Origin of the sequence: Bradyrhizobium sp. U531 (genome assembly GCF_051710265.1) — a bacterium.
Classification (GTDB): domain Bacteria; phylum Pseudomonadota; class Alphaproteobacteria; order Rhizobiales; family Xanthobacteraceae; genus Bradyrhizobium.
On the sequence record NZ_JASVEN010000005.1, the window covers coordinates 377,109 to 401,012 of the forward strand.

Annotated in this window: 24 protein-coding genes; 12 read left to right on the forward strand and 12 right to left on the reverse strand. The window is 65.3% G+C overall.

The features are described 5' to 3' along the window. Nucleotides 1-13: 13 nt before the first annotated feature. The 4 genes from QRQ56_RS24160 (at nt 14) to QRQ56_RS24175 (ending at nt 6,212) form a co-directional block, all read left to right on the forward strand. A complete protein-coding gene (locus QRQ56_RS24160) occupies nt 14-1,249 on the forward strand; it encodes an ABC transporter substrate-binding protein (protein ID WP_438743482.1) in 1,236 nt (411 codons plus the stop codon). A 153-nt stretch (nt 1,250-1,402) separates the two neighbouring features. Then, a complete protein-coding gene (gene uvrA, locus QRQ56_RS24165) occupies nt 1,403-3,913 on the forward strand; it encodes an excinuclease ABC subunit UvrA (protein WP_438743483.1) in 2,511 nt (836 codons plus the stop codon). Between the two features lie 238 nt (nt 3,914-4,151). Further along, nucleotides 4,152-5,462, forward strand: coding sequence for an ABC transporter substrate-binding protein (locus tag QRQ56_RS24170; protein ID WP_438743485.1), 1,311 nt, complete (start codon nt 4,152-4,154; stop codon nt 5,460-5,462). A 549-nt stretch (nt 5,463-6,011) separates the two neighbouring features. Then, a complete protein-coding gene (locus tag QRQ56_RS24175) occupies nt 6,012-6,212 on the forward strand; it encodes a hypothetical protein (RefSeq protein WP_438743486.1) in 201 nt (66 codons plus the stop codon). Between the two features lie 182 nt (nt 6,213-6,394). Here QRQ56_RS24175 and QRQ56_RS24180 read toward each other — a convergent pair whose 3' ends face one another. The 3 genes from QRQ56_RS24180 to QRQ56_RS24190 form a co-directional block, all read right to left on the reverse strand. Then, nucleotides 6,395-7,564: a Gfo/Idh/MocA family oxidoreductase gene (locus tag QRQ56_RS24180; protein WP_438743487.1), complete on the reverse strand. Its 1,170-nt coding sequence runs from the start codon at nt 7,562-7,564 to the stop codon at nt 6,395-6,397. A gap of 74 nt (nt 7,565-7,638) precedes the next feature. Further along, the gene (locus tag QRQ56_RS24185; RefSeq protein ID WP_438743488.1) at nt 7,639-7,953 is read right to left on the reverse strand and encodes a septal ring lytic transglycosylase RlpA family protein; all 315 of its coding nucleotides are present in this window, start codon (nt 7,951-7,953) and stop codon (nt 7,639-7,641) included. 104 nt (nt 7,954-8,057) lie between these two features. Further along, a complete protein-coding gene (locus QRQ56_RS24190; protein WP_438743489.1) occupies nt 8,058-8,903 on the reverse strand; it encodes a CmcJ/NvfI family oxidoreductase in 846 nt (281 codons plus the stop codon). Between the two features lie 142 nt (nt 8,904-9,045). Between QRQ56_RS24190 and QRQ56_RS24195 the strand changes: the two genes are divergently transcribed. After that, a complete protein-coding gene (locus QRQ56_RS24195; RefSeq protein ID WP_438743490.1) occupies nt 9,046-9,186 on the forward strand; it encodes a hypothetical protein in 141 nt (46 codons plus the stop codon). A gap of 15 nt (nt 9,187-9,201) precedes the next feature. Here QRQ56_RS24195 and QRQ56_RS24200 read toward each other — a convergent pair whose 3' ends face one another. Then, entirely contained in the window at nt 9,202-9,648 is a 447-nt protein-coding gene (locus tag QRQ56_RS24200; RefSeq protein ID WP_438743491.1) for a hypothetical protein, read from the reverse strand. A gap of 368 nt (nt 9,649-10,016) precedes the next feature. Here QRQ56_RS24200 and glgC point away from each other — a divergent pair, with 368 nt between their 5' ends. The 3 genes from glgC to QRQ56_RS24215 are packed head-to-tail and all read left to right on the forward strand — an operon-like array spanning nt 10,017 to nt 13,028. Next, nucleotides 10,017-11,279 carry a glucose-1-phosphate adenylyltransferase gene (gene glgC, locus QRQ56_RS24205; RefSeq protein ID WP_438743493.1) on the forward strand — a complete coding sequence of 421 codons (1,263 nt, stop codon included), beginning with the start codon at nt 10,017-10,019 and terminating at the stop codon, nt 11,277-11,279. Continuing rightward, entirely contained in the window at nt 11,276-12,730 is a 1,455-nt protein-coding gene (gene glgA / locus QRQ56_RS24210) for a glycogen synthase GlgA (protein ID WP_438743495.1), read from the forward strand. Before glgC ends, glgA begins: the two co-directional genes overlap by 4 nt. A 37-nt stretch (nt 12,731-12,767) precedes the next feature. Next, a complete protein-coding gene (locus QRQ56_RS24215) occupies nt 12,768-13,028 on the forward strand; it encodes a SemiSWEET transporter (protein WP_438743497.1) in 261 nt (86 codons plus the stop codon). A 100-nt stretch (nt 13,029-13,128) separates the two neighbouring features. On the opposite strand, the gene QRQ56_RS24220 is transcribed toward QRQ56_RS24215, so the two are convergent. After that, nucleotides 13,129-13,923 carry a DODA-type extradiol aromatic ring-opening family dioxygenase gene (locus QRQ56_RS24220; protein ID WP_438743498.1) on the reverse strand — a complete coding sequence of 265 codons (795 nt, stop codon included), beginning with the start codon at nt 13,921-13,923 and terminating at the stop codon, nt 13,129-13,131. A gap of 153 nt (nt 13,924-14,076) precedes the next feature. Here QRQ56_RS24220 and QRQ56_RS24225 point away from each other — a divergent pair, with 153 nt between their 5' ends. Beyond that, a complete protein-coding gene (locus QRQ56_RS24225; protein ID WP_063202383.1) occupies nt 14,077-14,256 on the forward strand; it encodes a hypothetical protein in 180 nt (59 codons plus the stop codon). A gap of 22 nt (nt 14,257-14,278) precedes the next feature. Here QRQ56_RS24225 and QRQ56_RS24230 read toward each other — a convergent pair whose 3' ends face one another. Further along, nucleotides 14,279-15,739, reverse strand: a complete 1,461-nt coding sequence (locus QRQ56_RS24230) for a carboxylesterase/lipase family protein (protein ID WP_438743501.1) — start codon at nt 15,737-15,739, stop codon at nt 14,279-14,281. 76 nt (nt 15,740-15,815) lie between these two features. Next, a complete protein-coding gene (locus QRQ56_RS24235; RefSeq protein ID WP_438743502.1) occupies nt 15,816-16,028 on the reverse strand; it encodes a hypothetical protein in 213 nt (70 codons plus the stop codon). Between the two features lie 229 nt (nt 16,029-16,257). Between QRQ56_RS24235 and QRQ56_RS24240 the strand changes: the two genes are divergently transcribed. From QRQ56_RS24240 to QRQ56_RS24250, 3 genes are all read left to right on the forward strand, one after another. Next, nucleotides 16,258-18,945: a flavin-containing monooxygenase gene (locus tag QRQ56_RS24240; RefSeq protein ID WP_438743503.1), complete on the forward strand. Its 2,688-nt coding sequence runs from the start codon at nt 16,258-16,260 to the stop codon at nt 18,943-18,945. A 130-nt stretch (nt 18,946-19,075) separates the two neighbouring features. Then, nucleotides 19,076-19,348: a hypothetical protein gene (locus QRQ56_RS24245; RefSeq protein WP_438743505.1), complete on the forward strand. Its 273-nt coding sequence runs from the start codon at nt 19,076-19,078 to the stop codon at nt 19,346-19,348. Between the two features lie 93 nt (nt 19,349-19,441). Further along, nucleotides 19,442-19,747 (forward strand): hypothetical protein, encoded by a 306-nt coding sequence (locus QRQ56_RS24250; RefSeq protein ID WP_438743507.1) that lies wholly within the window; start codon nt 19,442-19,444, stop codon nt 19,745-19,747. 287 nt (nt 19,748-20,034) lie between these two features. On the opposite strand, the gene QRQ56_RS24255 is transcribed toward QRQ56_RS24250, so the two are convergent. The 5 genes from QRQ56_RS24255 to QRQ56_RS24275 form a co-directional block, all read right to left on the reverse strand. Beyond that, entirely contained in the window at nt 20,035-20,190 is a 156-nt protein-coding gene (locus tag QRQ56_RS24255) for a hypothetical protein (RefSeq protein WP_438743509.1), read from the reverse strand. Between the two features lie 102 nt (nt 20,191-20,292). Continuing rightward, on the reverse strand, nt 20,293-20,814 hold the full coding sequence (locus QRQ56_RS24260) for a septal ring lytic transglycosylase RlpA family protein (RefSeq protein ID WP_438743511.1): 522 nt from the start codon (nt 20,812-20,814) through the stop codon (nt 20,293-20,295). Between the two features lie 155 nt (nt 20,815-20,969). Continuing rightward, the gene (locus QRQ56_RS24265) at nt 20,970-21,137 is read right to left on the reverse strand and encodes a hypothetical protein (protein ID WP_438743512.1); all 168 of its coding nucleotides are present in this window, start codon (nt 21,135-21,137) and stop codon (nt 20,970-20,972) included. Between the two features lie 30 nt (nt 21,138-21,167). Beyond that, nucleotides 21,168-22,418 (reverse strand): DUF1501 domain-containing protein, encoded by a 1,251-nt coding sequence (locus QRQ56_RS24270; protein ID WP_438743513.1) that lies wholly within the window; start codon nt 22,416-22,418, stop codon nt 21,168-21,170. Between the two features lie 2 nt (nt 22,419-22,420). After that, entirely contained in the window at nt 22,421-23,890 is a 1,470-nt protein-coding gene (locus QRQ56_RS24275; protein WP_438743515.1) for a DUF1800 domain-containing protein, read from the reverse strand. Nucleotides 23,891-23,904 lie beyond the last annotated feature (14 nt).

A 23,904-nucleotide genomic window follows, 5' to 3' on the forward strand; every position in this document is an offset into this window, starting at 1 on the left:
AAGGGAAACGACCATGCGACCATCGATCCTCAGCAGCAGCTTCCTCGCCTCCGCGCTCGCGCTGTGCCTCGCCGCGCCGGCCTACGCCCAGTCGAACGACCCGATCAAGATCGGCGTCATCGCCGAGGTGCAGTCGATCGCGGGTGCCGCAACCCCCGGCGGCGCGCAGATCGCCGCCGACGAGATCAACGCCAAGGGCGGCATTTTGGGGCGCAAGGTCGAGATCGTCACCTATGACAACAAGAGCTCGTCGGCGGATTCCGTCCGTGCCTTCCAGCGCGCGGTGAGCGAGGACAAGGTCTCCGCGGTGATCGCAAGCTACATCTCCGAGGTCGTGCTTGCGCTGGAGCCCTGGTCGGCGCGGCTGAAGATGCCGCTGATCACCCCCGGCGCCGCCTCGAACGAGATCACCAAGGCGATCCACAACGATTACGAGAAGAACAAGTACACCTTCCACGGCTATCTGACCTCGGCAGCCCAGGCCCAGCTCGTCTGCGACGCCGCCAAGGACCTGCTGGTCGAGAAGCTCAAGTTCAAGACGGTCGCGATCATGAGCGAGGACGCTGCCTGGACCAAGCCGCTCGACGTCGGCTACGAGGCCTGCCTGCCCAAGGCGGGGCTGAAAGTTGTCGAGCATGTGCGCTTTTCGCCCGACACCACCGACTTCACGCCGATCTTCAACAACATCGAGAGCAAGAAGCCCGACGTGATCGTCACCGGCATCTCCCATGTCGGCGTGCAGCCGACGGTGCAGTGGAAGAACCAGCAGGTGCCGATCCCGATGTTCGGCATCTCCGCGCAGGCGCTGAGCCCAACCTTCTGGAAGGACACCAATGGCGCCGCCGACGGCATCCCCTCGCTCGCGGTCGCAACACCCGATGTCGCGGTGACCTCGAAGACCAAGCCCTTCGCAGCGGCGTTCAAGGCGAAGTTCGGCTCGCCGCCGGCCTATACCGGTTACACCGCCTATGACGAGGTCTATATGATCACCGACGCGATCAAGCGGGCCGGCTCGACCGATCCCGACAAGATGGTCACCGAGCTCGAAAAGACCGATTACGAGGGCACGATCGGCCAGATCCAGTTCTACGGCAAGAACGACGAATTCACCCACGGCATCAAGTCCGGCCCGGGCACGGTGACCGGTCTCGTCTTCCAGTGGCAGGACCAGAAGCAGGTCGTGGTCTGGCCGGAGAAGATCGCGGAAGGCAAGATGAAGTTTCCGAACTTCGTGAAGCTGTCGCAGTAACCGGCCGCACCCGAGCCTCAATCGAACGCCAAGGCCCGCCGCGATGTCAGCGGCGGGCCTTGCTGCTTTGTGCAGAACGGAACCTGCGCGCTGGCCACCGAGGACCCATCCTGCGATCTTGCCGTTAACCCCGTCTCGGAGCGGAGAGGCAAGATGGACGATCGACCCAAGCAAGCTGACGGCCTGACGCAGGACGACGGCTACGTCCGTGTCAGGGGCGCGCGCGAGCACAACCTCAGGAACGTCGACGTCAGGATTCCGCGCAACGCGCTCGTGGTGTTCACGGGCGTGTCGGGCTCCGGCAAGTCCTCGCTTGCCTTCGGGACGATCTATGCGGAGGCGCAGCGGCGCTATCTGGAATCGGTGTCGCCCTATGCGCGTCGGCTGTTTCACCAGATGCAGATCCCTGAGGTTGACGACATCGAGGGCCTGCCGCCGGCGGTGGCGCTGCAGCAGCAGCGCGGCGCACCGACGACCCGCTCGTCGGTCGGCAGCGTCACCACCATCTCGAACCTGCTGCGGATGCTCTATTCCCGTGCCGGCGATTATCCCAAGGGACTGCCGATGCTCTATGCGGAGGCCTTCTCGCCGAACACGCCGGAGGGTGCTTGCCCGACCTGCCACGGCATCGGCCGTATGCTCGACGTCACCGAGAAGTCGATGGTGCCCGACGACACCAAGACGATCCGCGAGCGCGCCGTCGCGGCCTGGCCGAGCGCCTGGCAGGGCCAGAACCTCCGGGACATCCTGACGACGCTCGGTTACGACGTCGACAAGCCCTGGCGCGAGCTGCCGAAGAAGGACCGCGACTGGATCCTGTTCACCGAGGAGCAGCCGACCGTTCCGGTCTATGCCGGTTACGATGCCGCCGAGGTCAAGCGGGCGCTGCGCCGCAAGGAGGAGCCGAGCTATCAGGGCACTTTCACCGGCGCCAAGCGCTACGTGATGCAGACCTACGCCAAGTCCGAGAGCGCGATGATGAAGCGCCGCGTCGCGCAGTTCATGATCACTCAGGACTGCCCGACCTGCCACGGCACACGGCTCAAGCCCGAGGCGCTCACGGTCAAGTTCGCAGGCCTCGACATCGCCGGGATGTCGCATCTGCCGCTCAAGGAGATGCACGAGGTGATCAAGCCATTCGCGCGAGCTTCAACGGACAAGTCGGAGAAGGCCGTCGTCGCTCGGCGCATCTGCGAGGATTTGTCGGCGCGGCTGACGGTGCTGCTCGACCTCGGCCTCGGCTATCTCGCCTGCGAGCGCTCTACGCCGACGCTGTCGCCGGGCGAGCTGCAGCGCCTGCGGCTCGCGACGCAAGTCCGCTCCAACCTGTTCGGCGTCGTTTACGTGCTCGACGAACCCTCGGCCGGCCTGCATCCCGCCGACACCGAGGCGCTGCTGCGCGCGCTGGATCGGCTGAAGCACGCCGGCAACTCGATCTTCGTGGTCGAGCACGAGATCGAATTGATCAGGCATGCCGACTGGCTGGTGGATGTCGGTCCCGACGCCGGCGACGGCGGCGGGCAGATCCTCTACAGCGGGCCCCCCGCAGGCCTCGGCGCGATCGAGCAATCGCACACCGCGCAATACCTCGCCCATCCCCGCAACAAGCTACCGACGGCACGCCGCGAACCCAACGGACATCTGAAGCTCAGGGGCGTGACCCGCAACAATCTGCGCAGCCTCGATGTCGACATTCCGCTCGGCGTCATCGCCGGCATCACCGGCGTGTCGGGCTCGGGCAAGTCGAGCCTGATCAGCCAGTTCCTCGTCGATAACGTCGCCGCGCATCTCGGCCACACCCTCGCCACCGACACCGACGACGACAGCCTGGCCCCGACGGTCGAGACCCTCGGCGGCAGGATCGTCGCCGGCCTCGACCAGGTCAACCGCCTCGTCGTGGTCGACCAGAAGCCGATCGGCCGCACGCCGCGGTCCAACCTTGCAACCTATACCGGCCTGTTCGACCACGTGCGGCGGCTGTTCGCGGCGACACCGCAGGCGAAGGCGCGCCGCTACGATGCCGGGCGCTTCTCCTTCAACGTCGCCAAGGGCCGCTGCGCGACCTGCGAGGGCGAGGGTTTCGTCGTCGTCGAACTGCTATTCCTGCCCAGCGTCTACGCGCCCTGCCCGACCTGCAAGGGCGCGCGCTACAACGACAAGACGCTGGAGGTAAAGATCCGCGGCAAATCCATCGCGGACGTGCTGGCGATGCGTGTCGACGAAGCCTTCGAGTTCTTTCGCGACGATGCCGCGCTCGGCCGTTCTCTGTCGGTCGTGCGCGAGGTCGGTCTCGGCTATATCCGCCTCGGTCAGTCCGCGACCGAATTGTCCGGCGGCGAGGCCCAGCGCATCAAGCTCGCGACCGAACTGATGCGTCCGCAACGCGGTCACACGCTCTATGTGCTGGACGAGCCGACTACCGGCCTTCACCCGCGCGACGTCGAACGGCTGATCGCTCAGCTCGAACGGATCGTGGACGCCGGCAACAGCGTGATCGTGGTCGAGCACGACATGGACGTCGTGGCGCACAGCGACTGGATCATCGATCTCGGACCCGGCGCCGGCGACGAGGGCGGCCGCGTCGTCGCGGCCGGAACGCCCGAGCAGATCGCCAAGGCCGGCGGCAAGACCGCAAGCTATCTGGCGCGCCGCCTCAAGCAATAGCTCCGGTCCCACCGTCATGCCCGGGCTTGTCCCGGGCATCCACGTTCTTTGTCCAGTGTGGCAAGGCGTGGATGGCCGGGACAAGCCCGGCCATGACGTTGGAGAGACTTGCGCCCCTCACTATGCGGTTGCCGGCCTGCCCCCGACTTTCGCGATGTTGACTTTCCGCGATCCCCCTCCCCATACTTCGCCAAAAAAAATAACAACCAATCATAAGACGGTTTAGAGGGAGGATAGGATGCCGACTTCACGCAGGCAGCTGCTGAAGGGTACGGCGGCTGCCGCCGCCACGCTCAGCCTCGATTGGACCAGGGCCCAGGCGCAGGCCGAGAATTTGCGCATCGGCCTGATCTACGACCTCACCGGCCCCTTCGCGGCCGGCGGTTCGGTCGCCTCCTCGGTCGGCGCGCAGATCGCCATCGACCTCGTCAACGAGAAGGGCGGCATCGGCGGCAAGACCAAGATCGTGCCTGTCGCGGCGGACTCGCAGAGCAAGGCGGACGTCGCCATCAACGAGGCCGAGCGGCTGATCAGCCAGGAAAAGATCGACATCATCAACGGTGTCTATTCCAGCGCGCACGCGGTGCCGATGGCGGCGAAGGTCGAGCAGCAGAAGAAGATCCTCTGGATCACGACCGCGGTCTCGACCGCCGTGTTCAAGGACAAGAACCTGCAATATGTATTTCGCGCGCAGATCCATTCCGACCAGTACGGCCAGGCCTTCGCCGGCTTCCTCGCCGAGCACGCGCAAGCCAAGCTCGGGATGGATGCCAAAGACGTCAAGGTCGCGCTGATCCACGAGGACGGGCCCTATGGCGTCGGCGTCGCCGCCGCGGACGAGGCCTATGCCAAGCAGGCCGGCATCCAGGTCGTGCTGCGCGAGGGCTATTCGGCGTCCGCGCCCGACCTCTCGGTGCTCGTCACCAAGATCAAGCGCGCCAAGGCCGACGTGATCTCGCATGCCGGCTACAACCCCGACATCACCCTGTTCCTGCGCCAGGCCCGCGAAAGCGGCCTGCGCTTCAAGATGCTGTTCGGCGCAGGCGCCGGCTACAGCCAGCTCGACAAGCTGCGCGCGACGTTCGGTGCCGACATCGACAATTTCTGCAACATCGATCCGGTGCCGGCGCAATTGCTCGATCCTTCCAAGCTCGCGCCGGGCATGGGCGAGCTGATCAAGACCATGGTCTCGCGCTACCAGACCAAGACCGGCGCCACCGACGTGCCGCCGCACTGCTCGATGGGATTCAACCAGACCTGGGTGCTGCTCAACAACGTGCTGCCGGTCGCCAAGGAGAAGTACGGCAGCTTCGAGCCCGAAGCCATTCGCAAAGCGGCGCTCGATGTCGACATTCCTGCCGGCGGCACCATCCAGGGCTATGGCGTGAAATTCTTCCCGCCGGGCACGCCGCTCTCCGGCCAGAACGAGCGCTCGACACCGGTGGTGATGCAGAACGCCGGCGAGCATATCTCGGTGGTGTGGCCGACCAACATCCGCACGCAGGACCCGGTGTTTCCGCTGCCGAAGGGCTCGACCTACGGGACGTGAGGTGCGAGCGACGGTGACGGTGCACCCTCTCCCCTTGCGGGAGAGGGTGGATCGCCGCGCAAGCGGCGAGACGGGTGAGGGGTGTCCCTCCGCGTACTCATGTCTCGCAGTCGAAGTGCTGAGAGAAACCCCTCATCCGGCGCTTCGCGCCACCTTCTCCCACAAGGGGAGAAGGAAGAGCAGCGCGCGCTCGTGGCGTTCAGCTCCCCGCAACGCCACTCTTCTCAATACCTCGCACGAGAGATAACCGCAGGCTGAGATCCTCCCACACCCGATTTACGCCGCGACGCTGCAAGCAAGCGCGCCTGCATCCGTAGATCATTTCTCTCGCGCTGTAGTTGGCTTTTCGGCCGCGTGGCGGCACGTACAGATTGTGAAACGAAGTCTTGTTGAAACAAAAAACTTCTAGAATGTGATCCAGGTAATCAGCCCTGCTTCGTTTCGGACGTACAAAGCGAACACCGATCCCGTTCAGCGTTTTCGCAAATCCGGCTCGCATGACGAAGCCGCCCAGCGGGGATCAGACATTGCAAAGCGTAGTTTTCAACGATGGGGGTGATGATGCCCGCCATATTCGATTTGCTCTACAAGGAATTTTGCCGCGCCCGGCTTGCTGAAATGCGCAAGCAGCTCCTGCTCACGGGCAAACGTCCCGAACTGTTTCGGGCGGATGAGCGGCTCTCCGACCCGGATGGTGCCGACAGGACCGATGCGACGCCTCCGGAGGAATGGAATCGCGTCAGGAAGTAGCGTGCGCACCTTTTGCCGTACCTGCATTTGTACAGAAGCAGATTTCAGGAGGCACCCTTGAACACACCCGAATTCTATACCGCATCGATTGCCTGCCTCTCCTGCATGACGATTGCGATCATGATCGCAATCGGCGCCTGGTAGATGGCGATAGCGGCAAGTAGCGAGGGCGCGGCGGCGCCCTACAGCACCACCCGCCGCCCCTCTTCCGCCGCCCAATAGCCGGCGTAGTTCACCTTGATCGTCTCATAGGCCAGCGCGAGATCCGACAGCGGCTGGCGACCCGTCGCCACGCATTCCATGAAGTCCTGGATCTCCTGCAGATAGCCGCGTGTCCATTCCTCTTCGAGGCAGACATATTGCCAGCCGGTTTTGCGGTCGACCTTTTCGGTGATGTAGACGGAGGCGAGCTTCTCCTCGGAGGTCTGATAGCTCATCAAATGATTGTTCGGCGTGATGTTGGCGAACAGCGAGCCGCCGGAGGTGTAGGTCTCGATCAAATTGCGCACGCCGCCCATGATCATGTCGCCGGAGAACACGGTCGCCTTGGTGCCGTCGGAGAAGGTCGCCGTCAACGTGCCCCAGTCCTCGACATCGACGGGATTGGCCTTGATGTAGGTGCGCTCCTCGGGCTTGAGGGCGGCGGTGACATTGCCGACATCGCAGGTGACGCTGGCGACACGAATGGTCTCGCCGCGCGCTCTGGCCTCGACCTGCTTGAGATACAGCACGGCCGAAAGCGGATGGCAGCCCATGCGGATCAACGAGCCGCCGCCGGTCATCGCCCATTGCGCGGCGTGCGCCGCGTGCGAACCGGAATGGCTCTCCTCGCCCTTCATGAACAGGATCTTGTCTTTCGTCGCCCTGATGATCTCCGCGGTCTTGGTCACCGCCGGCGCGTAGACCCAGTCCTCGGCATACATGAAGAGTTTTCCGGTGCGCTCGATTGCGGCGCGCGTCTCGTCCATTTCTTCCAGCACCCGCTCGTACATCAGCGCCTTCGGCACATTCTTGCCGATCGGCTGCGCATCGCCTGCGCGCCCGAAATAGCCGGCGAACGGCTTTTCACAGATCACGTGCTTGCCGGCCTGCATGGCCGCGATGATCATCTCCGCGTGGAGATTGGGCGGGGTGCAGATGTCGATAACGTCGAGCTCTCGGTCCACTATCAGATCCGTGAAGCTGCGATAGACGCGCGGAATGCCGTGATGCCCAGCGAATTCCACCACGCGATCGCCGCGCGCTGCGACCGCCACGACCTCGACATCCAGGCCATAGACGCGCCGGAACGCATACATGTGCAGCTCCGACACGAAGCCGCAGCCGACGAGTCCCACCCTGATCCCTGCCATAGCGCCCCCACCTGCTTTTGGCGCACTATAACGAATTCCGGTCAGGTCCTAACGCGATTATGAGGACGGCACGCCTATTCCACGGAGACGCGGACGACGCCGGCGCTCATCATGCCGAGCGCGCGGGCAGCCGGCACCGAGAGATCGACGATGCGGCCGCGGATGAAGGGACCGCGATCGTTGACGCGGCACTGGATCGAGCGGCTGCCATAGGACACCCGGAGCACGCTGCCGAACGGGCGCGTCCGGTGCGCGCAGGTCAGCTCCCCGCCTTTGCCGGCTTTTCCATATCCGTAATACGATGCAAGCCCGCTTTCGGCCTGGGCGACGGAGAAGGCTGACAGTGAAAAAGTGGCTAGGCATAAACAAAATGTCGTCTGCGCTCGCACGGCACCGCTCCCGGTTGACCCTGCCCGGCGCTGCAAACGTCGCGTTGTTCCCCAAGGTTCCCAGAACACGGCCGCGCAATGCGCGGCCGTGCCATCACACATTGTTACTGTTTGTGAAAGACCAGCGCGCGCACCTCGATGCTTTCGCGCGGCGCCGCATTCAGCGGCGTGGTCGGATCGATGAAAGCCGTGTGCGGCCCGAAGCGCGTGCGGCCATCGGTTGCGGAATCATAGCATTTGAGCAGCAGCGCCTCGTCCGGCGTCATCTCCGGGAAGTAGAACCAGCGATGCTCGGGATTGTACTTCACCGAATAGGTTTCACCGCGGCGGTTGGGATAGATCAGGTCTGAGGCGACGAGATCCGCGGGCGCAACTGTCGTGCCGTCCACCATCGCCAATGGTGAATCACGCAAGGGACCGCGGATCGGCCGCCACAGATTGATCACCTGCACGCGGCCCTTCAGCAGCTGTTCGGCTTCGTCAGGCAGATGCTCGCGCACGCGGTTGGCGCCGGAAACATCGGTCTGATCGACATGAACGCGTGTCGCCGGCTGACGCGGGCCACCGCCGCGAATATCAGGTGCGCCCTCGACGCGCTTGCGCACGGTGTGGTCGAAGATGACGACACGGTCGGCCTTCAGCGTGGCGCGCAGGAAGGCTTCGACGGCGGGATAGTAGACCGCCTTCACCTCTTCCTCGTTATAGAAATCCTTCACACGCGTCGGATGGCGCACCAGCGCGAAGCCCTCGCGATCGAGCGAGAAATCGTTCGCGATCAATCGCGCGTCGAAGATCGGCACCTGATGCGGCTCCGCTAGCGACGTGCTCCTGGGCTCGCCCGGCGGCGGATCGAACGCGTAAGTGCGCGGCTTGCCCGTAACAGGCGCGAGATAGTTGAGTTCGGCGGTGACGAAGGGAAGCGACTCGATTTTTGTTTCTTGCAGGCCCATGGCCGGTCTCCCGATGTGGTCGTCGAATTGATTTTTGACGGGGTGCACGGGGCCGCAAGGGAGGCGATGCAAATAGCAATGGGGATGTCGTCGTCAGCGCGAAATGCAGAAGGAACGTGTCGGGGATACCGATTGCTTTGGAATGCGCTCCATCCGCTTCACGCGCGCGGGGGCGCGGCGGGATGCGCTGGGCTCAGCCTCGAAGGCCGGCCCGCTGCATCTCGCCGCGATCATGCTCATGCATGTCGCCTGCATGAGCCTGATCGTCTGGCTCTCGCTCTAGCTGCGCGCGCGGCGCTCACCAATATCGGCGATAATAGTGACGGTGATAGACCCGGTACGGCCGGTTGTAGCCGTAGCCATAGCCGTAATACGGACGATAGGGCCGGTAATAGCGCGGATAGGCATAGGGCGGCCCGTAGGCATAGCCGCCGTAATAGGCAGGGGCATAGCCGTAACCATAGCCATAGCCGGGATAGCCATAGCCACCGTAATACGGTCTGCCGTAATAGCCGTAAGGCGCGCCGCTCGCGATGGCGCCACCGATGATCGCGCCGGCTGCTAGACCGCCGATACCCCAGCCCCACCCGCCGCCGCGCCAATGCACCTGCGTGACGTCGTCGCCGACCGCGGCCTTCATGGTCGCGACGTTGGTCGGCAGCGGGGCCGCTGCCGACTGCTGGATTTGGCCGCCGATGACCACGCCGGCCAGCGAACAGGCAATTACCGTTTTCCAGACCCTCATCGTCTCAACTCCTGTCTGACGTTTCGCTTGGAAAAGGATCGCAGTGTCATGATCGGGCATCCTTGCGCCAAGTCAAAGCCCCGATTTTCGAAGCCCGGACTTGCGTGCGCCGCACAAGCCTCGCTCTTGCCTCTTTGCAAGGCGGCTGCCAGCGTGCGAGACGGGCTGGCGCGCCAGCTGCCGCCCAGGTGAGGACGGCGCGACATCCGAGCCCTGCGGCCAAGGCAAAGCATTAAGCTTCCCGCGTTCGCAACCAACAACCGACTTCACGATTTACTATTCGTACCGTTACTATCGGTTCCAAGGGACGCGGGGCTTCTCGCGACAAATGGCCTCGGCCTGCGCCGGGCGGGAAGTGGGAGGATGACATGAGTGCCGTCGGTAATGAGCCGCTCGCCCGTCAGGCGCTGGCGTTCGTCCTGGCTGGTGGACGTGGCAGCCGGCTCCTGGAGCTGACTGACCGGCGCGCCAAGCCCGCCGTCTATTTCGGCGGCAAGTCCCGCATCATCGATTTCGCGCTGTCGAATGCCGTCAATTCAGGCATCCGCCGCATCGCGGTGGCAACCCAGTACAAGGCGCACAGCCTGATCCGGCATCTTCAGATGGGCTGGAACTTCTTCCGCCCCGAGCGAAACGAGAGTTTCGACATCCTTCCCGCGAGCCAGCGCGTCTCCGAGAACATGTGGTATGTCGGCACGGCGGATGCCGTGTACCAGAACATCGACATCATCGAGTCGCACAATGCCCGCTTCATCGTGGTGCTCGCGGGCGACCACATCTACAAGATGGATTACGAGGTGATGCTGCGTCAGCACGTCGACAGCGGCGCCGACGTCACGGTCGGCTGCCTCGAAATGCCGCGCGTGGAATCCTCGGGCTTCGGCATCATGCATGTCGACGAGAACGGCTGGATCCAGGAGTTCCTGGAAAAGCCGAAAGACCCGCCGCCGATGCCGGGCAAGCCGGACGTCTCGCTCGCCAGCATGGGCATCTACGTGTTCGACGCGAAATTCCTGTTCGACCAGCTCAAGCGCGACGCCGAGGACCCGAACTCGAACCACGATTTCGGCAAGGACATCATTCCCTATCTCGTCAAAAACGGCCGCGCCATCGCGCACCAGTTCTCGACCTCCTGCGTGCGCTCGCGCCAGAACAACGGCGCCTATTGGCGCGACGTCGGCACGGTGGATGCCTATTGGGCGGCCAACATCGACCTCACCGACGTGGTGCCGGAGCTCGATCTGTTCGACCGCGCCTGGCCGATCTGGTCCTACGCCGAGATCACCCCGCCCGCGAAATTCGTCCATGACGAGGAAAGCCGGCGCGGCCAGGCGGTGAGCTCGCTGGTGTCGGGCGGCTGCATCATCTCCGGCGCCTCGCTGCGGCGCTCGCTGCTGTTCACCGGCGTGCGCATCAACTCCTACGCCAATGTCGAGAATGCCGTGATCATGCCCTATGTGAACGTCGGCCGCGGCGCACGGCTGAAGAACGTCGTGATCGACCGCGGCGTCGAGATCCCGGAAGGCCTCGTCGTCGGCGAGGATCCCGAATTCGACGCCAAGCGATTCCGCACCACCGAGCAGGGCATATCGCTGATCACCCAGGCGATGCTCGACGGGCTCAATAAATGACGCCTGTCCGCGTCCTCGCCGTCGCCTCCGAAGTCTATCCCATCATCAAGACCGGCGGCCTCGCGGATGTCGCCGGCGCCCTGCCGGTCGCGCTGAAGACGCACGGCGTCGAGATGCGCACCTTGATGCCGGGCTATCCCGACGTGATGCGGCTGATGTCGGGCGCCGCGGAGATCCGGAGCTGGCCGGATTATTTCGGCGGTCCCGGGCGGCTGCTCGCCGGCTTCCACGAAGGGCTCGACCTGTTCGTGCTCGACGTGCCGCATCTCTATGCGCGGCCGGGCAATCCCTACGTCACCCCCGAAGGCGTCGACTGGCCCGACAACGGCCTGCGCTTCGCGGCGCTGGCGCGCATTGCGGCCGACATCGGCCACGGCCTCGTGCCCGCCTTCGTGCCGGACGTCGTGCATGCCCATGACTGGCAGGCCGGCCTCGCGCCCGCCTATCTGCACTATGACAATCGCCCGCGGCCCGCCACCGTGATGACGATCCACAACATGGCTTATCAGGGCAAGTTCGCGCGTGAGCTGATCGGATCGATCGGCCTGCCCTGGAGCGCGTTCGACGTTCGCGGCCTCGAATATTTCGGCGGCATCAGCTTCCTGAAGGCCGGCCTGCAATTCGCCGATCGCATCACCACGGTGTCGCCGACCTATGCGCAGGAAATCCAGAGCGACGAAGGCGGCATGGGCTTCGGCGGCCTGCTGCGCGAACGCGCCGGCGTGCTGAGCGGCATCCTCAACGGCATCGACACCTCTGTTTGGAATCCGCAGGAAGATCCGCACATCGCCTACCGCTACGGCGCCGATGATCTGACGTTCCGTGCCGCCAACAAGGCGGTGCTGCAACAGCAGTTCAACCTCGATTCCTCGGACGAGGCGCCGCTGCTCGGCGTCATCAGCCGGCTGTCATGGCAGAAGGGGCTCGATCTGCTGCTCGAGACCATTCCGACCATTATGGGCGAAGGCATGCAGCTCGCACTGCTCGGCAGCGGCGACCGCGATCTCCAGGAGCGCTATCAGGCCGCCGCCCGTGCCAATCCCGGCCGGATCGGCGTCGTGATCGGCTATGACGAAATTCTGGCGCATCTGCTCCAGGCCGGCTCGGACGCGCTGATCGTACCCTCGCGCTTCGAGCCCTGCGGCCTGACCCAGCTCTGCGCGCTGCGCTACGGCGCCATCCCGATCGTCTCGCGTGTCGGCGGGCTCGAGGACACCATCGTCGATATCGGCGAGGCCGGCACCTCGGGCCGCAACGCCACCGGTTTCAAGTTCGCGCCCGTGACGGCCGAGGCCCTCGCCGGCAGCTTGCGCAAGGCCAACGCCGCCTTCCACGACAAGCAGACCTGGCGGCAGCTGCAGCGCAACGGCCTTGCGACCGACGTCTCCTGGCGCGGCCGCGCCGGCGACTATGCCACGCTCTATCGCGATCTCATGGCGGCGCGCGCCTGAGGCATGATCCGTGTCGAATCCATGCTATAGAACCGGCATGGACCCTCTCGCGATCAAGCTGATCGGCTTTGCCGCCGCCACCTGCACCACCGTGGCCTACGCGCCGCAAGCCATCAAGGTTTGGAAGACCCGCTCCACCGGCGACATCTCGCTCGGCATGTTCCTGGTCATGGTGCTGGGCCTCGCGCTCTGGCTGATCTACGGCCTGCTTTCGGGTGATGCCCCGCTCGTCGCCGCCAACGCCATCACCATCGTGCTCGCCGGATGCATCCTGGTGATGAAGCTGAGATACGGGTGAGGCCGGCGAGATGCGTAGGGCGGATTAGCCGAAGGCGTAATCCGCCACCTTTGCTGCAGCAGAACGGCGGATTACGCTGACGCTAATCCGCCCTACGAATTCACCCAAACACATACGACGCCATCGCCACACCCGCGACCTCGTCCACGAAAACGCGCTTGCCGGTATCGCGGCCGGCGGCGCCGGCGGCGACCATCAGCGGCAGCAGATGGTCCTCGCGCGGATGCGCGAGGCGCGCGCTCGGGGCGTTCTCCCAATCCACCAGCATCGCGTTGCGGCGGGCCGCATCCGGATTGCTGATGGCCTCGTTGAGATAGGCCTCGAAATCGTAGGAGACGGGCTTCGACTCCGGCCGGTTGAAGCCGCGCATGTTGTGATAGGTCAGCCCGCTGCCGACGATCAGGATGCCTTCGTCGCGGAGCGAGGCGATGGCCTCGCCGACCTTGATGTGCTCGGCCGCGTCGTAGCTCGACTTCATCGACAGCAGCACGATCGGCATGTCGGCATTCGGATACATCAGGCCGAGCGGCACGAAGGTACCGTGATCGAAACCCTGATCGGGATCCTCCCGGCAATCGACGCCGGCGCCGGCCAGCAGCGCCTTCACGCGCGCGGCGAGCTCGGGACGGCCCGGCGCCGGATATTTGAGGTGGTAGGTATGCTCGGGGAAACCGTAATAGTCGTACACCATCGGCGGGTGCGCCGAGGTCGAGACGGTGAAGGCATCGGCCTCCCAATGACCGGTGATGACGAGCACGGCCTTCGGCCTCTCGGGGAGCAATTGCGGCAAGCGGCCGAACTCCTCGGCGGTCTTGGCATATTGCACCCGCCTGTCCTCCATGAACGGCCAGGGGCCGCCGCCATGCGACAAAAACAGGGTCGGAAATCGCGTCATCGGGCTCGTCTCGTCGGCAATAGGCGCGCCAGTTCCCGCGCGACCGGCGGCGAGCATAGGCAAACCGGCATGGTTAGCAAGTCGTTAACGATTTGCCGCCCAAAATCCCCGGCGTGGCCGAAGCAGTCGGCCTGAAGACATGTGAGACGTGAGATGAAGAAGTTCGCGCTGGGGGACGTCGTCAACAGTGACAAGGGCCGCCGCGGCATCGTTCGCGCCGCCTTTCGGTCGCGTGAAGGCCAGCAGTTCTACGCCGTCGAGAAGGACGGCGCGATGGACTATCTCGAGGAAGACCGGCTGACGCCGGCGCCCCGCGTCGAGCTCGCGGCCTAAGTCCAACCCATTTGCTGTCGCGCTAGCGCGCGAGCCGGTCGAGACGCTCCGCAAGGGGATCGTCGCCGCTCGCGATGCGATCGTTCGTGATCAGCAGCAGGCGATCGCTTGTCGCGGCTTGCTCCCAACGCGGCAGACCGGCGCCGTTGGGATCGCCGCTCCGGGCGAAGTTGATCCAATAGGACCGCATGCGGCTTGCGACCTCGCGATCGCCGCGCGAGAAGATGCCCGCGCCCAGCACGCCCTCCGCACCGAAGATGAACTGCAGCTCCCGCCCTCGCCCGCCCTCCGGATTGGCGCGCCTGGCCTCGGGCACATAGGCAAAGCGATAACGATAGGTCGCCGCGCCGCTTGCCGCGTGCAAGCGGGCCAGCATTCGGGCAGGCTCGGAAAAGACCCTGTCGGTGTAAAGCCGCGCCGCGAGCTCGGACGGCCTGTTAGCGTCAGGATAGATCTTGCGCAGCTCATCACCCGCAAGACCTGACGATGCGACCTCCTCCTTGATGTCGGGCTCGCTGTCGAAGCCGGTCTCGTCATCATTCGAGCCGATGATCAGGGGAATGCGGCCTTGATGTCCGGCCGCAAAGCCTGCGGCGATCTCCTCGTTCACGAGGCTTCCGTCCAGCATCGGCGCGAAGCTGTGCCGCGATATCTCCAGGAGGCGGGTTTCCGCGGCGAGCAGGCGGCGCGGATCTGCGGCGCGCGGATCGGTCTGCGGCGCCAGCGATGCCACGAATTGCCGGCCGACAGCCTCCGCCTCCTGCGCCGGGCGCAGCCGCGCGCGCGCAGGGATCGATTGCAGAATGGCTTTATGGAATAGCCCACGCGATCGCGCGGACAGCATCAGGAGTGCGATCGAGGTCGCGCCGGCGTCGCGGCCGAACAAGGTGACGTTGCCGGGGTCGCCGCCGAAGGCCGCGATGTTGTCGTGAACCCAATGCAGCGCGGCGATCTGGTCCATCAGGCCGTAATTGCCGGAGCCGCCTTGCGACAGCGCGGGATCGGCAAGCCAGCCAAGCGCGCCCAACCGATAATTGACCGTCACCACGATGAGGCCGGCCTGCGCCAGCCGGGCGCCGTCGAACAGCTTCTCGTTCGCGGTGCCGCTGATGAAGCCGCCGCCGTGGATGAACATCATCACCGGCAACGGACCGTCGACGCCGAAGGGGCGAAACACGTTCAGCGTGAGACAATCCTCGCTCGTCCCGGGCCGCGCCGGCTGAAGACACGCCACGCCATATTCGTAGGCGGTGTGCATCTCCGAGTTTTCGGGCGTCGGCTGCGGCGGACACCAGCGCAGCGCGCCGACGGGCGGCGCCGCATAGGCCAGTCCCTTGAACGACGCCACCTCGCCTTCGACGGCACCGAGCATCTGTCCTTCGCGAGTCAGCGCGAACGGAAACTGTCCGACCGGCTGAGCCATGGCCGCACCGGCGGGCAAAAGGAATGCAGAAACCGCAATGAGCGCAAGCAGGGATCGCATCTTTTGGGATTCTCGATGCGCTGAAAGGTTCCCGTGAGGTTATGTCCCCCCTGCGTGAAGACGCAAGTCTCGCGGCTCACTCATCGCGCTTTGCAAGAATCTCCGCCAGCGCGTGGCGCGCGACGATGCCGAGTTCGCCCAGCGTGGAATGTCCCGCCTGTGCGGCCTCGATCAGGCGCTCGGCGATGAATCTGCGGCTGTCGTGATCGCCGCCATGCGGCAGTTGGCGGCACGTCTCCTCCAGGACGACGTCCATGTTCGCTTTGGTCCGCTCATTCAACTCTGGCATGACGCTCGGTCGCTACGCGTGGCTTGTAACCGCAAGCATACACAGACCGATCGGGCATGATTAGCCCGGGTGATCACGGCCATTGTGCATCGCGATGCGTGTAATGCCGCATCATTCACGTGGCCACGATGCCGCCGCAAACAACCACCGAAGATTGCACTTGCCATGATGACAAGCTGAACCTGCAGCGATAGCCTGCCGGCAAAACGAAACATACGGGAGGAATGCCATGTCTGACGCGATGGTTGCCACACGTGCCTCCGAAGACCGCGGAACCGCGGAGCAGGTCGACGTCGCCGTGGTCGGCGCCGGATTTTCCGGCCTCTACCTCCTGCATCGCCTGCGCAAGGCCGGCCTCTCGGCCGTCGCCCTCGAAGAGGCCGACGACGTCGGCGGCACCTGGTACTGGAACCGCTACCCCGGCGCCCGCTGCGACATCCAGACCATCGACTACAGCTACACGTTCGATCCCGAGTTGGAGACGGCCTGGACCTGGTCGGAGAAATACGCCACCCAGCCCGAGATCCTGCGCTATCTCGGCTTCGTGGCCGACCGCTATGATCTCAGGCGCGACATCCGCTTCAAGACCAAGGTCACCGAAGCCAAATGGGACGACAAGGCCGAACGCTGGCTCATCACCACCAGCAACGGCGCGCCCGTCTCCTGCCGTCATTACATCATGGCCACCGGCTGCCTGTCGGCGCCCAAGCCGCCGGAGATCGACGGAGTCAAGGATTTCAAGGGCGAGATCTACTTCACCGGACGCTGGCCGCATGACGGCGTCGATCTCAAAGGCAAGCGCGTCGCCGTGATCGGCACGGGCTCGTCGGCCATCCAGTCGATCCCGCTGATCGCCGAGCAGGCGGCGCATCTGACCGTATTCCAGCGCACGCCGAACTTCGCACTGCCCGCACATAACGGCCCGGCGCCGTCGGACCGCATGAACCTGCTGCAGAGCGATCGCGCGGCCTATCGCGAGCAGGCGCGCCAGTCGATGGCGGGCGTGCCCTACCCGCAACAAACCGTCGTGAGCTGGCAATTGAGCGATGCCGAGCGGCGCGAGCGGTTCGAACGCGCCTGGGCCGCCGGCGACCTCGTCCACATCCTGACGCAGCTCTGGGCCGACCAGGCCGTCGACGTCGACGGCAACAAGATCGTGCAGGACCTGATCCGCGAGAAGATCCGCGCCGCGGTCAAGGATCCCGAGACCGCCGCGGCGCTGATGCCGGACGACCATCCCTTCGGCGCCAAGCGCCCGTGCCTCGACACCAATTACTACGCGACCTACAACCGGCCCAACGTCACGCTGGTCAATCTGCGCCAGGAGCCGATCAAGGCGATCACGGCGAGCGGCATCACCACGGCCAAGCGCGGCATCGACGTCGACGTCATCGTGTTCGCGACCGGGTTCGACGCCATGACCGGCGCGATCCGCGCCGTGCATCCGATCACCGGGCGCGGCGGCAAGTCGCTCACCGACGTCTGGGCGCACGGACCGCAGAGCTATCTCGGTCTCACGGTCGAGGGCTTCCCGAACTTCTTCATGATCACAGGGCCCGGCAGCCCGTCGGTGCTGTCGAACATGGCGGTGTCGATCGAGCAGCATGTCGACTGGGTGGTCGATCGGCTGGCCGCTCTGCGCGATGCCGGCTTCACGACGATGGAGCCGACCGAGACGGCGCAGGCCGGCTGGAACAGGCACATGGCCGACTGCTCGATGGTGACACTGCATCGGCTTGCCAACACCTGGTACACGGGCGCCAACGTTCCCGGCAAGGTGCACGCCCTGATGCCCTATACCGGCGGCGTCGGCCCCTATCGCAGCATCTGCGACGAGGTCACGAGCCGCGGCATGCTCGGCTTCAAGCTCACCGGCCCCAATGGCGCCACGCAATGCAATGACGGCGAGGTGGTGCGCCTGCAGCCGGACGTGCGGCTGGTGCTCAACCTCTTGGCAACCCTCAACCTGCCGCCGATCGAGTCGATGGGCGCGGAAGGCGCACGCGCCTTCGTCAACGAGTTCAACAAGGGCCGGCCTGCGGGACGGCTGATCGGCGACATCAGCGACGGCACCCTGCCCGTCAGCGGCGGCGCGCTGCCTTACCGGATCTACAAGCCGGCCACGCCGGGGCCGCATCCCGTCGTGGTTTATTTCCACGGCGGCGGCTGGGTGCTCGGCGACGAGCAGTCGGACGAGCCGTTCTGCCGCGACATGGTGCGGCGGACCGGCATGATGTTCGTCAGCGTCGGCTATCGCCACGCGCCGGAGCATCGCTTCCCGACCGCGGCCGAAGATGGCTATGCGGCAACACGCTGGATCGCCGAGCACGCCACTGAACTCGGCGGCAAGGCGGGCCCGGTCCTCGTTGCCGGCTGGAGCGCCGGCGGCAACGTCGCTGCCGTCACCTGCCAGCTCGCGCGCGACCGTGGCGGGCCCGAGATCGCCGGCCAGCTTCTGATCTGCCCGGTCACCGACTGCAGCTTCGACCGTCCCTCCTACAACGACAATGCGACAGGCTACTTCCTGACGCGCTCGCTGATGTACTGGTTCTGGGACCTCTACTGCTCACCGGCCGACCGCACCGATCCGCGCGCCTCGCCGCTGCGCGGCAAGGTCGACAGGCTGCCGCCGGCTCTCGTGGTGACCTGCGAATTCGATCCGCTGCGCGACGAAGGCGTCGCGTATGCCGAGGCGATGTCGGCCGCGGGCGTCCCGGTCGAACAGCTGAAGGCGCACGGCCATTTCCACTCGTCCTACACCATGGTCGACGTGGTGATCACGGGCGTGGCGGGCCGGGTGCAGATGGCGGAAGCCTTGCGGCGCTTCGCCGGACTCCCGCCCGAGGTCAGCCGCGACGATGCCTCCGGCCACGGTCAGGCCAGCCCGGGTCATAAAATCGCGGCCGCGGCGAGCTGATCATCACGCGGCGGTTCGGGAACCTTTTCCCGGCTGCCGCGTTGTGATGATGGCATTGAGATGCAGCGACAGGTGTAGGCCCCGGCACGCGAGACCGCGCGCTGGGGCGTTTTTTGCGTGAGGCGGGACGATGGGGGACGTGGTTGCGGAGTCGAAGGTCGACTTCGGTGCGCGTGCAGTTCTGAACAAATGGCCGTCGCTGGCCAATCAGCGTCAGCCTGACCGGGAGCCTTACCAGGTCATCGAAGGCACGCTCGACGAATGCATCTCGGCGTTCATGGGCAAGCCGGCGGCAACCCGGCACCTCTACGAGATCCGCACCGCGTCGCAGCCGCCGCTCGTCACCGAAACCCTCTCGCCCGAGCACGTCCTCGAGCTCGCGCGCCTGAGAGAATTTCTCTAACGGCACTTCCGAAAATCGCGTTGGAACCTTCTTCCGGATTTTCCCGTTAATGGGATGCCAAGTCCGGAAAGCCAAGTCGCGAGTGCCCTGAGGATGCTTGAAGCTGGCCCATCATCTCATGTCGTGCCCTATGGCGCAGACCAGACCCTGTTCGTGGTGATCGACCGCCGCGACAACGCGACCGAGATCCGTGTCGAGCGCAGCGACCTCGACGCCACGATCGGCGAGCTCGTCGCCGGCTGCTTCAACGATCCGATCAAGGTGATCTCGTTCAACACGCTCGAACATTGGATGAAGGACATCTCGACCGATGTCGCCGGCGAGATCCGCGCACGCTGCGATATCGACGGCGTGAAGCTGCCGGACTATCTCAGCGACTTCGTCGAAAACCATTCCTAGAGAGCTTGCGCCATCCCTTCACTGGAAAGGTCGAGCCCTTATGCGCAGGCAACAAAAAAGCGCCGCTTCCGCGGCGCTTTTCGTGTCGTGTGACGACCTCAGTGATGCCAGAACAATGCCAGCAGCAGAACGATCGGCAGCGGCACGCCAAGCAGCCAAAGCAAAGCACCTCGTCCAAAACCCATGGTGTCCTCCTCTTTCTCCACTGCCCATATGACGCAGGAGAGGCCAAGAAGTTCCGCGCGTTGCGGAAAGGACGAATGCGTTCAGAGCATGGTTTGCGGGCGCTATGCGCGGCGATATCTGCCGGCGATGACCTCGATCTCGCGGCGGCGTTCGACGGCGAAGGTCTCGAGCTTTTCGATCGTCAGCGTATCGGTGATCCGTTTGGCGAGCCGTTCGGCGCGCGCGGCCTGATCTTCGAGATACTGGATCGTCTTCAAGCGTCCGCCTCCCCAACAGCCCCAAATTGATCGGACAAGCATGGTGCTTGAGAAGCCGCTAACAGCGGGTTAAGCGCGCGGGCCGCGACCGATGCTTCCGCCTCATTGCACGACGTCGAGCCGGACATTGGCGAGGCCCTTGTCGACCATGCCGAGCGCCTCGGCCGCGGAGGGCGAGATGTCGACCACGCGGCCACGGACGAACGGTCCGCGATCATTGACCCTAACGGTGACGAAGCGGCCGGAGGATACGTCGGTGACGCGCAGCTTCGTGCCGAACGGCAGGCTCGGATGCGCCGCAGTCAATTCGTTGCGGTCGAACTTCTCGCCGCTCGCGGTCTCCGTGTCCGAGTAGAAGCTTGCAAGGCCGTGCGAGGCCTGCCTGGTCTCGCCCGGCGCCTCGGGAAGGCGTGCCCGGCTGATCGGCCGTGGATGCAGCGCCTCCACGCGGTGCGGCCGCTCGACTGCGGCCTGTCGGTTAGTCGTCGCGAGATCTGCCTTCTGGCGGCCGACCGGCGATTGCGCGCAAGCGGCGAGCGAGGCACCGGCGATGATTGCGAGCAGCAACCGGGATGCGGCTGCGGGGGAAATCCGGGCAGTTTCGGCATGTGCAATGCAAGACATGGTACGCCCCTCCGAACTGGGGCGGATTTTCGGTGGGCAATGAGGGCCAAACCTTGTCGGAACAAAAGCGGGCGTAGGGCCGCCACGGTTTCGCATCAGCTGTGACGATTCCATCACAGTGACACGTCCTGAATCGGGACAGCGGCGACGAAAAATCAGCCCGAGACGACCCGCCATGCGATCGGGCGCGTCTTCGGCTCGGCATCGTTCGCCTCGGCCTCACCCTTCATCAGCCGCGCAAGCTCACGCCGATAGAGCCGCCACCAGCCGGTTTTCAGGCCGGCGAGAAAGTCGAGATCCAATTGTGTCAGTGTGCACATCATGAACCCGATCGAGTTGCGAGGTTCGTTCCCTCAGCCGACGAGACCTTCCAGCGGCCTGATGTCGGCGCTGCCGGGGAAGACCAGCTCGGCCAGCACCTTCTCCTCGACGCGCAGATGATCCCTGAGCAGGCCCTTCAGCACGGCGCGCAGATCGGTGGTCGGCTTGAGATCGCGATCCTCGAGCAGTTGCGCCGGCTTCAATCCCGGCCAGTCCGCGATCACGCGGCCGCCGGCAAGCCCGCCGCCGATCAGGAAGGCGACCGTGCCGGTGCCATGGTCGGTACCCTGCGTGCCGTTGATGCGCGCGGTGCGGCCGAACTCGGTGACGACGGCGACGACCGACTCCTTCCAGGCCTCGCCCATGTTGCTCTCGATCGCGGCGAAGGCGCCGTCGAGCGCACCGAGCAGATTGTAGAGCTGGCCCGAAGCTGCGCCCTCGGCGATGTGCGTGTCCCACCCGACGAAGCCCATGGCGCCGACGCGCGGGCCGTCGGGCTTGGCGAGATAGCGCGCGGCGGTGCCGGCCGCTTCCGCGAAATAGGCGCGCACGCGCGCGATGCCCGGCGGCGCCAGCGTCGGATCGTCCGACATCGCTTCGCCCGTGCCCGGTGCTCCCATGAGCGAAGCGAGCTTGATGCGCGCCTCGAGCACGGTCGCAAGCTTGGGATCGGTGTGCTGATAGAGGTCGAGCAGGCGGCGCTGCGTGTCCTCGCTCGCCGGCAGCAGCCTCTGCGGCACCCATGTCATGACCGGCGCGGAGCCGCGCACCACCAGCGGCGTCACCGAGCCGATGCCGAGCGCGCGGCTACCGCGCGGATCGACGCGGCCGCCGCCTTCCATCGCGAGCAGCGCGCGGTTGAGCCAGCCCGAGGCGGTCGCGCCGGGCCTGGTGAAGCCGCTCTCCAGCACATCCTGGCCGTCGAAATGCGAGCGCTCGCGATAGGGCGTCGCGGCCGCATGGACGATCGCGGCCTTGCCGCTCTTGTAGAGGCGGTGCAGGTTCGGCATCGCCGGATTGAGCGCGAAGAAGGCATCGAGCGGCAGTGCCGGCGTCTTGCCGTCCAGCACCAGCGCGCGATCGCCGCGCAGCGAGATCCAGTCGGGATCGCCGACCGGCGCGACGACGCCGAGACCGTCGAGCGCGCCGCGCAGCACGATGACGAGCAGGCGCGGATCGCGTCCTTCCGCGCGCGCGATCCGCGGCATCTGACTCCACGCGAACAGCGCGCCGGAGCCGGCCAGAAGCTCACGCCTTGTCGGCAGGTGATTGACGATACCCATGCTCACCTCCTCTGAAAATCCGCCGACATGAACAGCAGCGCCAGCGCCTGCTGCCGGCTCTCGGCGCGGCCGACCGCCTGCTTCACCTCGGATGAGATCTGCGATGCGAAGACATCCTCGATGATGGCTTGCGGATCGGCCATGCCGCTGATGCGCTCGGCAAAATTGTTGGCGATGTCGAGCCGGCGGCCGACGCCGTCGATCCAGCTCGCCTCGTCGTCCGGATATCCCTTGGGCGCGGACGGGCGCCACAGCGGCTCGCCGAGCAGTTGCTGGCCGCCGGTGTAGAGCACGGGATCGACCTGGGTGATGCCGGTCGCACGCACCATGCCGACGACCCATTCGCTCGGACGCTTGAGCTTTGCCGGCGGCGGGCGCCACGCCTCGTCCGACGACACCATGGCGATGGCGACCTGCTTGAGATCACCATCGGTGTCGCGAAAGCGCTTCGCCATCTGCTCGACCAGGGCGGGCGGCGGCTCGTCGGCGACGAAGTGCCGTGCGAGCTTGGTTGCGACATGGGTCGCTGTCGCCGGATGCGCGGCGAGATCGCGCAGCACGGCACGGCCCTGCTCGACGTCCTCCTGCTCATAGCGTTTGCCGAGCACGGTCTGCCCGCCGGGCTCGTGCAGCCGCGGATTGAAGGTGAAGTCGCCGCCATGCTGGGGATCGGCGCCTGGCGGCACCAGCGTCCAACCGGTCATGACATTGGCGAAGCTGATGACGTCGCCCTGGGTGTAGCCGGTGCGCACGCCGAGCGTATGCAGCTCCATGATCTCGCGCGCGATGTTCTCGTTGAGGCCGCTGCTGCGATTGATGCCGGCGACCGAGTTCGCCCCCATCGAGCCGAGATTGTCGAGATAGAACAGCATGGCCGGATGGCCTTCGGCGGCGAGCAAGAGGTCGACGAAGCGGCCGAGCGCGTTGGCGCGAACCGCTTCGCGCTCATAGGCGCCGGACATGCTCTGGATCTTGTTGGCCGAGATGCAGAAATGATTGGACCAGAACCACACCAGCCGCTCGGCAAAGCCGAGATCGGCGCCAAGCGCGGCTTCGGTGCGCAGCTTGGCTTCCTGCAGATAGATCGGACGGCCGGGATCGGGAATGGCGTCGGCGGCCTGCTTGGCCGCCATCTCGGCCGCATCCTTCTCCTGGGCGTAGCCTTGCGCCTGCCCTTCGGCCCGCGCCGGCGTCTGATCGCCCGGAGCAGCCGAGGCCATCTGCTGCTTCTTGACCTGCTGCTGCGCCTGCTTGGCGCGCGCCGCTCGCCGCGCGTTGGCATCGGCCACGGTGCGATAGGCCTTCGCGCTGGCGGGAAGGCTGGCGGCAGCGCTCAAGCCGAGCGGCCGGTCGAGCTCGGCGATCAGCGCGCCGCGCGGATCGCTCCCGAGAGCGGCAATCGATCCCGGCCGCGGCCCCATCCCGAAGCGATGGAGCGCCAGCACGGCCTCGGCCTTTGCGGAATTGCTCATGCGGATGCCCAGTT

Coding starts and splice junctions, on each gene's coding strand:
- QRQ56_RS24160 (WP_438743482.1), top strand. CDS start 14: ATGCGACCATCGATCCTCAGCAGCAGCTTCCTCGCCTCCGCGCTCGCG.
- uvrA (WP_438743483.1), top strand. CDS start 1,403: ATGGACGATCGACCCAAGCAAGCTGACGGCCTGACGCAGGACGACGGC.
- QRQ56_RS24170 (WP_438743485.1), top strand. CDS start 4,152: ATGCCGACTTCACGCAGGCAGCTGCTGAAGGGTACGGCGGCTGCCGCC.
- QRQ56_RS24175 (WP_438743486.1), top strand. CDS start 6,012: ATGGGGGTGATGATGCCCGCCATATTCGATTTGCTCTACAAGGAATTT.
- QRQ56_RS24180 (WP_438743487.1), bottom strand. CDS start 7,564: ATGGCAGGGATCAGGGTGGGACTCGTCGGCTGCGGCTTCGTGTCGGAG.
- QRQ56_RS24190 (WP_438743489.1), bottom strand. CDS start 8,903: ATGGGCCTGCAAGAAACAAAAATCGAGTCGCTTCCCTTCGTCACCGCC.
- QRQ56_RS24195 (WP_438743490.1), top strand. CDS start 9,046: ATGCGCTCCATCCGCTTCACGCGCGCGGGGGCGCGGCGGGATGCGCTG.
- QRQ56_RS24200 (WP_438743491.1), bottom strand. CDS start 9,648: ATGAGGGTCTGGAAAACGGTAATTGCCTGTTCGCTGGCCGGCGTGGTC.
- glgC (WP_438743493.1), top strand. CDS start 10,017: ATGAGTGCCGTCGGTAATGAGCCGCTCGCCCGTCAGGCGCTGGCGTTC.
- glgA (WP_438743495.1), top strand. CDS start 11,276: ATGACGCCTGTCCGCGTCCTCGCCGTCGCCTCCGAAGTCTATCCCATC.
- QRQ56_RS24215 (WP_438743497.1), top strand. CDS start 12,768: ATGGACCCTCTCGCGATCAAGCTGATCGGCTTTGCCGCCGCCACCTGC.
- QRQ56_RS24220 (WP_438743498.1), bottom strand. CDS start 13,923: ATGACGCGATTTCCGACCCTGTTTTTGTCGCATGGCGGCGGCCCCTGG.
- QRQ56_RS24225 (WP_063202383.1), top strand. CDS start 14,077: ATGAAGAAGTTCGCGCTGGGGGACGTCGTCAACAGTGACAAGGGCCGC.
- QRQ56_RS24230 (WP_438743501.1), bottom strand. CDS start 15,739: ATGCGATCCCTGCTTGCGCTCATTGCGGTTTCTGCATTCCTTTTGCCC.
- QRQ56_RS24235 (WP_438743502.1), bottom strand. CDS start 16,028: ATGCCAGAGTTGAATGAGCGGACCAAAGCGAACATGGACGTCGTCCTG.
- QRQ56_RS24240 (WP_438743503.1), top strand. CDS start 16,258: ATGTCTGACGCGATGGTTGCCACACGTGCCTCCGAAGACCGCGGAACC.
- QRQ56_RS24245 (WP_438743505.1), top strand. CDS start 19,076: ATGGGGGACGTGGTTGCGGAGTCGAAGGTCGACTTCGGTGCGCGTGCA.
- QRQ56_RS24250 (WP_438743507.1), top strand. CDS start 19,442: ATGCTTGAAGCTGGCCCATCATCTCATGTCGTGCCCTATGGCGCAGAC.
- QRQ56_RS24260 (WP_438743511.1), bottom strand. CDS start 20,814: ATGTCTTGCATTGCACATGCCGAAACTGCCCGGATTTCCCCCGCAGCC.
- QRQ56_RS24265 (WP_438743512.1), bottom strand. CDS start 21,137: ATGATGTGCACACTGACACAATTGGATCTCGACTTTCTCGCCGGCCTG.
- QRQ56_RS24270 (WP_438743513.1), bottom strand. CDS start 22,418: ATGGGTATCGTCAATCACCTGCCGACAAGGCGTGAGCTTCTGGCCGGC.
- QRQ56_RS24275 (WP_438743515.1), bottom strand. CDS start 23,890: ATGAGCAATTCCGCAAAGGCCGAGGCCGTGCTGGCGCTCCATCGCTTC.